The 13,117-nt window shown below is 71.3% G+C and carries 11 protein-coding genes and 1 pseudogene; 6 read left to right on the forward strand and 6 right to left on the reverse strand.

The window, feature by feature from the left end:
* Window positions 1–125 precede the first annotated feature (125 nt).
* Both IF12_RS0109580 and IF12_RS0109585 read right to left on the reverse strand, forming a co-directional pair.
* Window positions 126–758: an FMN-dependent NADH-azoreductase gene (locus IF12_RS0109580; protein WP_030157378.1), complete on the reverse strand. Its 633-nt coding sequence runs from the start codon at window positions 756–758 to the stop codon at window positions 126–128.
* Window positions 758–2,014, reverse strand: a complete 1,257-nt coding sequence (locus IF12_RS0109585) for a M18 family aminopeptidase (protein ID WP_030157381.1) — start codon at window positions 2,012–2,014, stop codon at window positions 758–760. The genes IF12_RS0109580 and IF12_RS0109585 overlap by 1 nt, the downstream gene beginning before the upstream one ends.
* 76 nt (window positions 2,015–2,090) lie before the next feature.
* Between IF12_RS0109585 and folP the strand changes: the two genes are divergently transcribed.
* Window positions 2,091–2,954 (forward strand): dihydropteroate synthase, encoded by an 864-nt coding sequence (folP, locus tag IF12_RS25580; protein ID WP_133884209.1) that lies wholly within the window; start codon window positions 2,091–2,093, stop codon window positions 2,952–2,954.
* Between the two features lie 21 nt (window positions 2,955–2,975).
* Here folP and IF12_RS0109595 read toward each other — a convergent pair.
* Together IF12_RS0109595 and dapE are read right to left on the reverse strand one after the other, a co-directional pair.
* Window positions 2,976–3,651: pseudogene (locus IF12_RS0109595) on the reverse strand (TIGR00730 family Rossman fold protein); the annotation flags it as partial.
* Complete coding sequence (dapE, locus tag IF12_RS0109600) at window positions 3,635–4,705, reverse strand: succinyl-diaminopimelate desuccinylase (RefSeq protein WP_030157387.1); 1,071 nt, start codon at window positions 4,703–4,705, stop codon at window positions 3,635–3,637. The pseudogene IF12_RS0109595 and the gene dapE, both read right to left, overlap by 17 nt.
* A 39-nt stretch (window positions 4,706–4,744) precedes the next feature.
* On the opposite strand from dapE, the gene IF12_RS0109605 reads away from it, so the two are divergent.
* Window positions 4,745–5,674, forward strand: a complete 930-nt coding sequence (locus tag IF12_RS0109605; protein ID WP_030157389.1) for a DapH/DapD/GlmU-related protein — start codon at window positions 4,745–4,747, stop codon at window positions 5,672–5,674.
* 140 nt (window positions 5,675–5,814) lie between these two features.
* Entirely contained in the window at window positions 5,815–8,286 is a 2,472-nt protein-coding gene (locus IF12_RS22875; RefSeq protein WP_051704194.1) for a glycoside hydrolase family 9 protein, read from the forward strand.
* Between the two features lie 228 nt (window positions 8,287–8,514).
* Here the strand turns inward: IF12_RS22875 and IF12_RS0109615 are convergent, their stop codons facing one another.
* Window positions 8,515–9,651: an Mrp/NBP35 family ATP-binding protein gene (locus IF12_RS0109615; protein ID WP_030157393.1), complete on the reverse strand. Its 1,137-nt coding sequence runs from the start codon at window positions 9,649–9,651 to the stop codon at window positions 8,515–8,517.
* A gap of 55 nt (window positions 9,652–9,706) precedes the next feature.
* On the opposite strand from IF12_RS0109615, the gene IF12_RS0109620 reads away from it, so the two are divergent.
* Window positions 9,707–10,546, forward strand: a complete 840-nt coding sequence (locus IF12_RS0109620; RefSeq protein WP_030157395.1) for a PhzF family phenazine biosynthesis protein — start codon at window positions 9,707–9,709, stop codon at window positions 10,544–10,546.
* An 89-nt stretch (window positions 10,547–10,635) separates the two neighbouring features.
* On the opposite strand, the gene amrA is transcribed toward IF12_RS0109620, so the two are convergent.
* On the reverse strand, window positions 10,636–11,226 hold the full coding sequence (gene amrA, locus IF12_RS23985; RefSeq protein WP_051704195.1) for an AmmeMemoRadiSam system protein A: 591 nt from the start codon (window positions 11,224–11,226) through the stop codon (window positions 10,636–10,638).
* 130 nt (window positions 11,227–11,356) lie between these two features.
* Between amrA and IF12_RS22885 the strand changes: the two genes are divergently transcribed.
* A complete protein-coding gene (locus IF12_RS22885) occupies window positions 11,357–12,232 on the forward strand; it encodes an SDR family NAD(P)-dependent oxidoreductase (protein WP_197034669.1) in 876 nt (291 codons plus the stop codon).
* A gap of 65 nt (window positions 12,233–12,297) precedes the next feature.
* Window positions 12,298–12,960: a vitamin K epoxide reductase family protein gene (locus IF12_RS0109635; RefSeq protein ID WP_081913469.1), complete on the forward strand. Its 663-nt coding sequence runs from the start codon at window positions 12,298–12,300 to the stop codon at window positions 12,958–12,960.
* Window positions 12,961–13,117: the final 157 nt, after the last annotated feature.

Below are 13,117 nucleotides of genomic sequence, written 5' to 3' on the forward strand. Positions count from 1 at the left end.
GCTCGCGGGCGTCGCGGCCCGGGGCCGCTCCCAACCTTACCGGTGCGTGCGTCGCGGCACCGTCACCGGAGCGGGGCCCGAAACCGCTGCGCCCCAACGTGAATTAGCCACACGAGCACCGTGCGTCACTCGGGTGTCCGACCGAGGCGCGAGCCCAGTTCTCGCAGGTGCCGCAGCGCCTCCTCGTGTTCGGCTTCGCTGCGGGCCCGTTCGGGCGATTCGCGTCCGGCGAGCGTCATGCCGACGCCGACGACGGTGACGTCCATGCCCATCTCTTCGCCGAGGATCAGTTCGAGGACGGGGGTCGCGTGGTCGCGGCCCGCGTTGGGCGCGCCGGGCCCGTAGTCGCCGCCGCGGGTGGTGACCAGGACCGCGGGGCGGCCCGCGAGCGGGGACCCCGAGATCGGCGAGGGCGCGGTGAGGCCGGGCACGTGCACGTGGTCGATCCAGGCCTTGAGGGGCGAGGGCAGCGAGTAGTTGTAGAGCGGGTACCCCACGACCAGTGCGTCCGCGTCGAGCAGTTCGCCGATGAGCCGCCGCTGCGTCGCCTCCGCGGCGGGTCCGGGCGCGCCGCCGGTCCGCAGCGGCGGGGCCCAGTGCAGGCCCGGGTGCGGCAGGTGCGGCGGCGGGTCGGTGTGGAGGTCGCGGTGGACGACCGTGTTGCCGGGGGCGAACGCCGAGGCGAGGGCCGCGGTGAGGGCCCGCGAGCGCGAGTCCTCCGGTTCGGCCGAGGCGTCCAGGTGCAGCAGGGTCGCCATCAGTGGGTGAACAGGCCGAGCGCGAGGTCGGCGAGGCGGCCGGGGTCTTCGGCGCCGCACAGTTCCCGCGCCGAGTGCATCGACAGGATCGGCAGTCCGACGTCGACGGTGAGGATGCCCAGTTGCGTCCCGGAGATGGGGCCGATGGTGGTCCCGCCGGGGATGTCGTTGCGGTTCACGTAGGTCTGCCACGGGATTCCGGCGGCTTCGGCCGAGCGCCGGAACAGGGCCTGCTCTTCGGCGCCGCTCGCGTAGCGCTGGTTGGCGCTGACCTTGATCATGGGGCCGCCGTCGGGGATCGGGCGGTGGCCGGGCTCGTGCTTCTCGGGGTAGTTGGGGTGGACGGCGTTGCCGGTGTCGGAGGACATCATGGCCGAGGCCGCGATCACGCGCTCGTACCGTTCGGCCTCGTCGCCGACGATTCTGCGCAGCACCGATTCGAGGAAGGGGCTCTGCGCGCCCGAGTAGGTCATCGAGCCGACCTCCTCGTAGTTGAAGGCGGCGAGGACGGGGACGCGGGTCCCGGTGTCCTCGGCGGCGATGAGGGCGGCGACGCCGGCGTGGGTGCTGGTGAGGTTGTCGAGGCGCCAGGCGGCGAACAGCTCCTCGTCCTTGCCGAGGTAGGCGGGCTCGTCGAGGGCGGCGGCGAACAGGTCGTGTCCGAGCACGTCGTCGGCGTCGACGCCCGCTTCGGCGGCGATGAACTCCAGGAACTCGCCTTCGCGCGGCTGGCCCAGGCCCCAGATCGGGGTGAGTTGGGACTGGGCGTTGAGCTTCTGGCCCTCGTTGACGCCGCGGTCGAGGTGGATGGCCAGGCGCGGGATGCGCAGCAGCGGCCGGTCGACGTGCACGAGCACTTCGGTGCCGTCGCGCATGACCAGGCGGCCGGCCACGGAGAGGTCGCGGTCGAGCCAGGTCTGGTGGGGCACGCCGCCGTAGACCTCGACGGCGATCTGCTTCCAGCCGGCCGAGCCGGTGTCGGGGTTGGGTTTGACCTTGAAGGTGGGGGTGTCGGTGTGGGCGCCGAAGATCCGGAACGCGTCGAAGTCGGCACGCTGGCGCCAGGCGATGATCGAGCCGTCGCGCACCGCGTAGTGGCCGCCGGGCCCGGTCGGCCATGCGTCGGTCTCGTCCAGTCGCCGGAACCCGGCCGCTTCGAGCAGGCGCCCCGCTTCGGCGCACGCGTGGTGGGGCGTGGGGGAGGCCTGGATGAAGGCGGCGAGGTCGTCGGTGTGCGACCGGTCGAACCGGGGCATCGGGTGCTCCTTCGGTTTCGCATCGCGGGTGGCGGTGCGGCTGGCGGGTGGCTGTTGCGGCTGTCAGCATAGACGGATGCGAGCGTTGAAACTGGGCCGACGGGTGTTCGAGGCGGGCGACTTCGCGGTGATGGCGATCGTCAACCGCACGCCCGATTCCTTCTTCGATTCGGGGGCGACCTTCGCGTTCGAGGCGGCGGTCGCGGCCGTGGACAACGCGGTCGCCGCCGGCGCCGACATCGTGGACGTCGGCGGGGTGAAGGCCGGCGACGGCCCGGAGGTGTCGGTGGCCGAGGAGATCGACCGGGTGGTGCCGTTCATCGCCGCCGTCCACGACAAGCATCCGCACCTGGTGGTCTCGGTGGACACGTGGCGTGGGGCGGTCGCCCGGGAGGCGGTCGCGGCCGGGGCCGAGCTCATCAACGACACGTGGGCCGGGTGGGACCCGGCGGTGATCGAGGTCGCCGCCGACACCGGCGCGGGGCTTGTGGTCTCGCACACCGGCGGCCTGGAGCCGCGCACGGTCGCCGAGCGGGCCGTCTACGGGGACGTGGTGGCCGAGGTGCGGGCCGAGCTCGCCGAGCGCGCCGAGGCGGCGGTGGCGGCGGGGGTGCGCGCCGACGGGATCCTCATCGACCCGACCCACGACTTCGGGAAGACCACGTTCCACTCACTCGACCTGACCCGCCGCCTCGACGAGCTCACGGCGACCGGCTGGCCGGTCCTGGTCGCCTTGTCCCGCAAGGACTTCGTGGGGGAGACCCTCGACCTGCCGGTGGACCGGCGCCTGAACGGCACGCTGGCGGCGACGGCGGTCTCGGCCTGGAACGGCGCGAGGGTCTTCCGCGCCCACGACGTGGCCGCGACCCGCGAGGTCCTCGACATGGTGGCCTCCATCAAGGGCGACCGCCCGCCGAAGGCCCCCCACCGCAGCCTGTAACTCGGCGATCTTCATGTGCTCGACGGCTTCGTCGAGGTCGTCGGTGACCAGGAGGAGGTCCACGTCGTCGGGGTTGATCTTGCCCTCGCCGAGCATCGACTTGCGCAGCCAGTCGACCAGGCCGCCCCAGTAGTCGGTGCCGATGAGCGCGATGGGGAACTTGCCGACCTTCTGCGTCTGGACCAGCGTGAGCGACTCGAACAGCTCGTCGAGGGTGCCGAAGCCGCCCGGCAGCGCGCAGAACCCGCACGAGTACTTCAGGAACATCACCTTGCGCACGAAGAAGTAGTGGAAGTCCAGCTGGATGTCCACGTACGGGTTGATGCCCTGCTCGAACGGCAGCTCGATGCCCAGGCCGACGGATTTGACGCGGGCGTCGGCCGCGCCGCGGTTGGCGGCCTCCATCGCGCCGGGGCCGCCGCCGGTGATGACCGAGAACCCGGCCTCGCCGAGTCTGCGGCCCAGTTCGACGCCGAGCTTGTACTCCTCGGAGTCGACCGGGGTGCGCGCCGATCCGTACACGCCGATGGCGTCGCCCAGTTCGGCCGCTTCGAGCGTGTCGAAGCCCTCGACGAACTCGGCCTGGATCTTCATGACCCGCCAGGAGGCCTTCTGCTTCCATTCCTCGGAGTGGCGGGTGTCGAGCAGGTGCTCGTCGGCGGTGACACGGCGTTTGGACGTCATGATTCCTCCACATAGGCTCGCAGCGCCTCCGCGCAGGTGCGGATGCGCGGGATTTCAACGCGTTCGTCCTGCTTGTGGGCGAGGTTCGGGTCGCCCGGCCCGTAGTTGACGGCGGGGATGCCCAGGGTCGCGAAGCGCGCCACGTCGGTCCAGCCGAGTTTGGCGCGGAACTCGCCTCCGGCGGCGGCGACGAACTCGGCGGCCTCGGGCCGGTCGAGGCCGGGCCGGCACGAGGGGGCCGAGTCGGTGACCTCGACTTCGAAGCCCGCGAACACCTCCCGCACGTGGGCTTCGGCGGCGGCCTCGTCGCGGTCGGGCGCGAAGCGGTAGTTCACCTGGACCCAGGCTTCGTCGGGGATGACGTTCCCGGCGACGCCGCCGCCGAGGTACACCGCGTTCAGGCCCTCCCGGTAGGTGCAGCCGTCGACTTCGACTTCCCTTGCCTCGTGAGCGTTCAGGCGCTCCAGCACGGGGGCGATCCTGTGGATGGCGTTCTCGCCCTTCCACGACCGCGCCGAGTGGGCCCTCCTGCCGCGGGTGGTCACGCGCGCGCGCATGGTCCCCTGGCATCCGGCCTCGACCAGGCCGTAGGTCGGCTCCAGGAGGATCGCGAAGTCGGCCGCGAGCAGTTCGGGCCGCGACTTCGCGAGCTTGTTGAGCCCGTTGTGCTCGGCCTCGATCTCCTCGCAGTCGTAGAACGCGAAGCTCAAATCGAACTTCGGGTTCGCCACGGTGGCGGCGATCCACAGTGCGAGTGCGGTGCCGGACTTCATGTCCGAGGTCCCCAGCCCCCACAGCACGTCGCCGTCGAGGCGGGTGGGGAAGTTGTCGTTCACCGGCACCGTGTCGAGGTGCCCGGCGAGCATGACGCGCCGCTGCCGGCCCAGCTCGGTGCGGGCCACGATGGTGTTCCCGATCCGCTCGGTCCGCAAGTGCCCCAGCGGCTTCAGGGCCGCCTCGACCTCGTCGCAGAGCTCGGCCTCGTTCCAGGAGACCGACTGGACGTCGCACAGGGCCCGGGTCAGCGCGACCGGGTCGGCGAGGACTGCCTCACTCAAAACTGTCACATTGCCAGACGATACCCGCCCCCTGGTTAGGCTCTGTGCATGAGTGAATTCCTGACAGACGCAGCCTGGGGTGTCGGGGTGGCCACGGTCGCCCCCGACGGCACGGTCCTCGACGTGTGGTTCACCCGCCTGGGCCTCGGCGAGGCGCCGGCCGGCGCGGCCGCCCCCGAGACCGACCGGGTCGGCCCGGCCGGCACCACCTCCAAGGGCGTCTCGGTGGTCGTCAAGACCCTCGCCGACGAGCCGGTGGACACCGCCGACGTGTACCTGCGACTGCACCTGCTCTCGCACCGGATCGTCAAGCCCCACACGGTCAACCTCTCCGGCATCTTCGGTCTCCTGCCGAACAACGCGTGGACCAACCACGGCCCGATCCCCGCCGAGGACGTCAACGACGCCCGCCTGCGCCTGCGCGCCGAGGGCCAGTACCTCGAGGTGAAGTCCCTCGACAAGTTCCCGCCGATGGCCGACTACGTGACCCCGAAGGGCGTTCGGATCGCCGACGCCTCGCGGGTGCGATTGGGCGCGCACCTCGCCGAGGGCACCACGGTCATGCACGAGGGCTTCGTGAACTTCAACGCCGGGACGCTGGGCAACTCGATGGTCGAGGGCCGCATCTCGGCCGGGGTCGTGGTCGGCGACGGCTCGGACATCGGCGGCGGCTCCTCGATCATGGGCACGCTCTCCGGCGGCGGCAAAGAGGTCATCTCGATCGGCGCGCGCTGCCTCCTCGGCGCGAACGCCGGTATCGGGATCTCCTTGGGCGACAACTGCGTCGTGGCCGCCGGCTGCTACGTCACGGCCGGCTCGAAGGTGACCCTCCCGGACGGCAGCGTGGTCAAGGCCGCGAGCCTGTCGGGCCGCGACGACCTCCAGTTCTGGACGAACACCCAGACCGGCGTGCTCGAAGTGCGCCCGCGCTCGGGCACCTGGGGCGAGCTCAACGCCGCCCTCCACAGCGCCCAGTAGCCGGGGCCGCAGACGCGGGGCCCGCCCGGGGAGTTCCAACCGCTCCCCGGGCGGGCCCTCTTGTCAATATATCGAAGACCGTCTATTTTGATGTGGGAGCGTTCCAACTCTGACCCTGCGCTTGACCGAGAGGCAGAGCCATGCACCACACCGCAACCGCACACACCAGACCCGCACGCACCAGACCCGTCCGCCACCTCGCCATCGCCGCCGCAGCGGCCGCGGCCCTGACGATCGGCTCCCTGGCACTGCCGACCGCCCTGGCCGACCACACCGAACCCGGACCCGACATCCGCGTCAACCAGCACGCCTACGCCCTCGACGGCGCCAAGGGCGCCACCTACGTCACCGACGCCACCGGCCCCCAGCCCTGGGAACTCGTCGACGCCACCGGCACCGTCCTCGCCTCAGGCACCACCACCGCCTCCGGCACCGACCCCGCCTCGGGCGACAACGTCCACGACATCGACTTCACCGCCCACACCACCCCCGGCACCGACCTGCGCCTCCAGATCGACGGCGCCCAATCCCACCCCTTCGACATCACCGCCGACCCCTGGGACCGGCTCCGTGAGGACTCGCTCGCCTTCTACTACCACCAGCGCAGCGGCATCGACATCGAAGCCCAATACGTCGGCGAGGAATACGCCCGCCCCGCCGGACACCTCGACGCCGCCCCCAACCAAGGCGACGGGAACGTCGGCTGCCTCAACAACGCCTGCGACTACACCCTCGACGTCACCGGCGGCTGGTACGACGCCGGCGACCACGGCAAATACGTCGTCAACAGCGGCATCTCCGTCTGGCAGCTCCAGAACGCCTACGAACGCGCCCTCCACGTCCCCGGCGCCGACCCGTCGGTCTTCGACGACGGCGCCCTCGCCATCCCCGAAGCCGACAACGGCATCCCCGACCTGCTCGACGAGGCCCGCTGGAACCTCGAATTCATGATCGCCATGCAGGTCCCCGAAGGCCGGCCGCTCGCCGGCATGGCCCACCACAAGGTCCACGACATGAACTGGACCGCACTGCCCATGTGGCCCCACGAGGACCCCGAAGTCCGGCGCCTGAGCCCGCCCAGCGTCACCGCCACCCTCAACCTCGCCGCGGCCGCCGCACAGGCCGCCCGACTGTGGACCGACCTCGACCCCCAGTTCGCAGCCGAAGCGCTCGAAGCCGCTCGCACCGCCTACGACGCGGCGCTGGCCAACCCGACCCGCTACCCCAGCGGCAGCGACGGCACCGGCGGCGGCGCCTACGGCGACAACGACGCCAGTGACGAGTTCTACTGGGCCGCCGCGGAACTGTACGTCACCACCGGCGAGGAGGACTTCCTCGACGACGTCCGGGCCTCGGAGTGGTGGTTCGGCGAGGGCTTCACCAGCCACGGCTTCGCGTGGCCCTCGACCGCGCCGCTGGCCGACCTCACGATGGCGCTGGTCCGGCCCGACATCGGCACCGACCGCGCCCAGACCCTCCGCGACGCCGTCGTGGCCGGGGCCGACACCTACGTCCAGGCCGCGCAGTCCCAGGGCTACCCGGTCCCGTACGCGCCCCAGAACTGGAACTACGTGTGGGGCTCCAACAGCCAGGTCCTCAACAACGCCACCGTGGTCGCCTACGCCTACGACTTCACCGGGGGGGAGGTCTACCTCGACACCGTCACCGAGGCGATGGACTACATCCTGGGCCGCAACGCCCTCGGACAGTCCTATGTGACCGGTTACGGGGAGAAGGACGCCCGCAACCAGCACCACCGGTTCTGGGCCAACCAGGCCGACCCGACCCTGCCGAACCCGCCGCCCGGAACCCTTGCGGGCGGACCCAACTCGGCCCTCCAGGACGAGGTCGCCCGCGAGCACCTGACCGGATGCAGCGGCCCCAAGTGCTACATCGACGACATCGAGTCCTACTCCACCAACGAGGTCACCATCAACTGGAACGCCTCGCTGGCGTGGGTGGCGGCCTTCCTGTCCGACCAGGCCGGCGACGCCGAGGACCCGGGCGACCCCGACCCGACGCCCACCCCGACCGACCCGGTCGGCGACCTCGTCCCCGTCAGCGGCCTCACCGCCTGGGCCGACTGGGACACCGTGGAGCTGACCTGGGACGCCCAGCCCTGGGACAACGAGGTCAGCATCGCCCGCGACGGCACGGTCGTCGCCACCCTCCCCGGCGGCAGCACCGCCTACACCGACACCGGCCTGAGTTGGGGCACCGAGTACACCTACACCGTGACCGGCGTGCCCGAGCCCGGCTGGGGCGCCTTCGGCGCCTCGGTGACCGTCACGACCGAGTTCGGCCCCGACGAGGGCGAATGCCAGGGCACCGTCGAGATCGTCGGCGACTGGGGCTCGGGCTTCCAGGGCAAGGTCGTGGTCCGCAACTACGGCAACTCCGACATCAGCTCGTGGACGGTCGACTGGCCCTGGAGCGGCTCGCAGCAGATCACGAGCCTGTGGAACGCCGACTGGAGCCAGTCCGGGTCAACGGTGACCGCCTCCGACGTCGGCTGGAACGGCACCATCGCCATGGGCGGCAGCGTCGAGTTCGGCTTCATCGCGAACGGGCAGGCCGAGTCGCTCGACTTCATCGGCTGCACGTTCACGTAGCCCCGCGCCCCTCGCCGCCGCCAGGCCCCCGTCCGGCGGCGGCGAGGCCCGACCCGAACCAGAGCACGTGGCATGGTCGCTTTGCGACGCGAGCGCCCACACCGCGCCGTTCGCAATCGCCGGACCGGACCTCCAAGGCCACATGGCCGGACCAACCTTCGGCCAGAGCGCACACGACTTCGGCGGCGGCCCGCTTGCGCGGACCGCCGCCGAAATTCGTACGTTCGCTTAAGCGGGCGTCAGCCCCAGCTGCTTCCCGGCGAGCGACACCTTCCGCACCGCCAACTGGTCCGCGATCGCCCGGATCGCCCGCGACGCCTCGCAATCGGGGTCCGACAGCACCAGCGGCACCCCCGCGTCCCCGCCCTCGCGCAGCTTCGGGTCGAGCGGGATCTGGCCCAGCAGCGGCACCTCCGCGCCCACGTCCCGCGTCAACGCCTCCGCGACGGTCTTGCCGCCGCCCGAACCGAACGGCTCGATGTGCGACCCGTCCGGCAGCGCCATCCACGACATGTTCTCGACCACGCCCGCGAGCTTCTGATGCGTCTGCGTGACGATCGCGCCCGCGCGCTCGGCGACCTCCGCGGCCGCCTGCTGCGGGGTCGTCACGACCACGAGCTCGGCGGTCGGCAGCAACTGCGCCACCGAGATCGCGATGTCCCCGGTCCCCGGCGGCAGGTCGAGCAGCAGCACGTCCAGCTCGCCCCAGTACACGTCGGCGAGGAACTGCTGAAGCGCCCGGTGCAGCATCGGACCGCGCCACACCACCGCCGTGTTCCCCGGCGTGAACATCCCGATCGAGATGACCTTCATCCCATGCGCCTGCGGCGGCATGATCATGTCCTCGACCTGCGTCGGCGCACCCTCGACGCCCAGCATCCGCGGGATCGAGTGGCCGTAGATGTCGGCGTCGGCCACACCCACCGACAGGCCCTTCTGCGCCAGAGCGGCCGCCAGGTTCACCGTCATCGAGGACTTGCCGACCCCGCCCTTGCCCGAGGCGATCGCGAACACGCGCGTGCGCGACTCGGGCAGGTTGAACGGGATCACCGGTTCGGCGCTCTGCCGCCCGCCGCGCAGCTTCACCTGGAGATCGGCGCGCTGCTCCTCGCTCATCACCCCGAAGGTGAGGTCGACCGAGTCGATCCCCTCGACGGTGAGTGCGGCGTCGGTCACGTCCTTCTGGAGCGTGTCGCGCAGCGGACAGGCGGCGATGGTGAGCAGGATCGTCACGGTCAGCCGGCCTCTGTCGACCTCGACGGAATCGACCATGCCCAGCTCGGTGATGGGGCGGCGGATCTCGGGGTCGTTGACGTGCGAGAGCGCTTCGTGCACGGCCTCGACGACGGCAGCGGTGTCAGACATGACCCAATCGTAACGAGGCAATTCGGAACGCCAATGTGAGCGTAGCCTTACCGTCATGCTCCCCTTCGCGATCTACGACGTCTTCTCCGACCGCGCGTACGCCGGCAACCAGCTCGCCGTCGTCTACGACGGCCAGGCACTCGACACCGCGCAGATGCAGGCGATCGCCCAGGAGTTCGGCTTCTCCGAGACCGTCTTCGTCCTCCCGCCCACCACTGCGGAAGCCGATTACCGGGCGCGCATCTTCACCCCTGCGGAGGAACTTCCCTTCGCCGGCCACCCCACGATCGGGGCCGCGCTCGCGGTCGTGCAGTCGGGCCGGGTCGAACCCGAGACCGGCACTGTGGTCCAGGAATGCGCGGCCGGCCACATGACCGTGGCGATCGACGGCGCCGCCGCGAAGCTCACCTCGACGGTGATCGACACCGGCGACCACCTGGACCCGGCCGTCGCGGCCGCGGCGATCGGCCTGGACTCCTCGCGGGTCCTCGGCCGCCCGCAGGCGGCGAGCGCCGGATACGGTCACAACTTCGTGCGCGTGGCCGACGAGGACGTGGCGGCGGCGACCGCGCACTACGACGACCTGGAGAAGATCTACCTGTTCAGCTTCGACCCCGACACCGGCGCGGTCCACGCGCGGCTGTTCCACGACGGCGTGGGGGAGGACCCGGCGACCGGTTCGGCGGCGCTGGCCCTGGGGGTCTACCTGGTGTCGGCGGGCCTGGTCGAGGGCGACGGGGTGCACGAGTTCACGATCGCGCAGGGCGCGGAGATCGGGCGGCCTTCGACGCTGCACGGCGAGGTCGTCGTGAAAGGCGGCGCGGCGGTGTCGGTCGCGGTGACCGGCGCGGCGGTCAAGGTCGCCGAGGGCACCCTGGTCGCCCTTCCGGAGTGAATCGACTCGCGTCTTTCTAGAGTCCCTGTCTCACGGGTCCGCCGCCGAGAACGGCGGCGCGGCCTCCGGCGGCTCATTCGTTCGGCGGTTCAGCCGCTGAAGGATTCGCCGCGGTAGTGCTCGGCCGCCAGGCCTTCGGGCCAGGCGGCCGTCCGCAGGTCCCCGGTCCACAGCTCCCGCGGCCAGCCGCCCTTGCGCAGCAGCGCCGCCACGAACCGCTCGGGTTCGGGCAGCCCCGACCACACCGACGGCAGGAACGTCGCCCGCCTGCCCGCGGCGTCCTTCAACGTCAGGCCGTCCTCGCCCGGCCGCAGCCGGTCCAGCAGCGACGCGAAGCCCCGCACCGGCAGCGCCTCCGAGGGCGACAGGACGGTCACCTCCACCCGCAGCGCGGGGACCTCCTCGGCCCGCACCGGCGGCAGCCGTGGGTCCCGGGCGGCCAGCCGCGCGTTGCGGATCACGTCGAGTCCCAAGGGCCGCAACGCGGTCAGCGTCCCGATGCAGCCGCGCAGGGTCCCGTCCCGTTCCAGCGTCACGAAGGTCGCCGCGCGCCGCGCCAGCGCCGGCAGGTCCGCGACCGCGGCGAGCAGCTCGGCCGGGGTCGGCGGCAGCGGGTCGAACGAGGTCGCCACCGCGGTGCGCGCCAGTGCGACCGCGGCCTCGCCGGTCTCGGGCTCCATCCTCCGATGGTGCCACGCACCGGCCCTCGCCGCGCGGCCGTGCGCGCGAACGTTGCCCCTATGAGGCGGTTTGCGGCCGTTCGGCCCGGCGGCGGTGTGTTTGATCAGACCGTCGTGAGAGACTGCGACCATGAATGAACCGCGCTCGAGCACCGACTCATTCGACTCGTCATTCGATCAGGGCCTCGCCGAGGTCATCGACCTGCCCTCGACCGGTCAGGCGCCGCTGACGGCCCCGCAGCGGGGCCGCCTCCAGGAGCTCGACTCGCTCGCCGGGAAGATCGCCCTGGTGACCGGCGCGGGCGCGCCGGACGGGATCGGGTACGCGATCGCGACGCGCCTGCGCCTCGCGGGTGCGACGGTCGCGATCGTCTCCACGACCAAGCGGATCCACGAGCGCGCCGGGGAGATCGACGCGATCGGCTTCGTCGCCGATCTAGCCGACGAGGCCGAGGTGGGCGGCCTGGCCGACGCGGTGGTCGACTCGGTCGGCGAGGTCGACATCCTCGTCAACAACGCGGGACTCACCTCGAAGTCCGATCCGGCCGTGGTCAAACCGGTCGCGCAACTGTCCTATGCGGACTGGCAGTCGGAGCTGGCCCGCAATCTCGACACCGCGTTCCTGGTCTCGCGCGCGTTCGTCCAGTCGATGGCCGAGCGCGGCTGGGGCCGGATCGTCAACGTCGCGGCCACCGCCGGAGTCGTCAACGCCGTCCCGGCCGAGGCCGCCTACGCCGCGGCGAAGGCCGGCGTCACGGGCCTGACCAAGGCCCTCGCGACCGAGGTCGTGGCCGACGGCGTCACCGTCAACGCGATCGCGCCGGGCCTCATCCGCACCGGCTCCTCGACCGTCCCCGAACTCCAGAAGGGCCTCGACGGCCCGATGGGCCGCCCCGGCAGCCCCGAAGAGGTCGCGGCGGCGGCCGTGTTCTTCTGCGCGCCTTCGGCGTCGTACGTCACCGGTCAGACCCTCGTGGTCGACGGCGGCACCTCGCTGCGCGTCTGAACCGGCACATAGGGGACTTTGGTCCGCATCCTCGACCGCACCGCGGTCGTTACCCTTGCGTGATCATGACTTCGACGGCAACCACCACCGCGGTGCGAGGAGCGCACATGGACGAGGCGTTCGGGGAGAACGCGCGGGAGGCCCGGGGGCGCACCGTCACCGGGCTGGTCCTGCTGCTGGGCGGGCTCGTGGGCCTGGCGGCGGCGTTCGACCTCACGTACGAGCGCATCGCCTCGCTCATCGACCCCGACCACGTCATCTCCTGCGACTTCAACCCGGTGCTGTCGTGCGGCACCGTCATGAGCACCTGGCAGGCCTCGGTGTTCGGGTTCCCGAACCCGATCATCGGCCTCGCGAGCTTCCCGCTGGTGGTGTTCACGGGCGTGCTGCTGCTTGCGCGCGTCTCGCTGCCGCGCTGGATCGCGCTGGGGTTCAACCTCGGCGCGCTCGCGGGCCTGGCGTTCGTGTCCTGGCTGATCTTCCAGTCGGTGTACAAGATCGGCGTGCTGTGCCCGTGGTGCATGGCGGTGTGGACGGTGGTGCTGCCGATCTTCTGGTTCACGACGGTGCGGAACCTGCGCACCGGCGCGATCCCGGTGGGCGCGGACTGGCGCGACGCGGTGGACGACCTGCTGCGCTACCACTGGATCGGCCTGACCCTGCTGTACCTCACGGTGCTCACGGTGGTGGGCACCGGCTTCTGGGACTACTGGTCCACGCTGCTGTAGACCGAGGAGCGAACCAACCGATCAGCGAACTCAAGGAGGGGTCCGGAGGCCAAGGGCCGCCGGACCCCTCCCGCGAGTTCATGTCGTGTAAGTACCATCCCCGCTGCCCGCGCTGCCCGCGCTGCCCGCGCTGCCCGCGCTGCCCGCGCTGCCCGCG

The organism is Glycomyces sp. NRRL B-16210, from assembly GCF_000719515.1.
In the GTDB taxonomy this organism is placed as follows: domain Bacteria; phylum Actinomycetota; class Actinomycetes; order Mycobacteriales; family Micromonosporaceae; genus Glycomyces.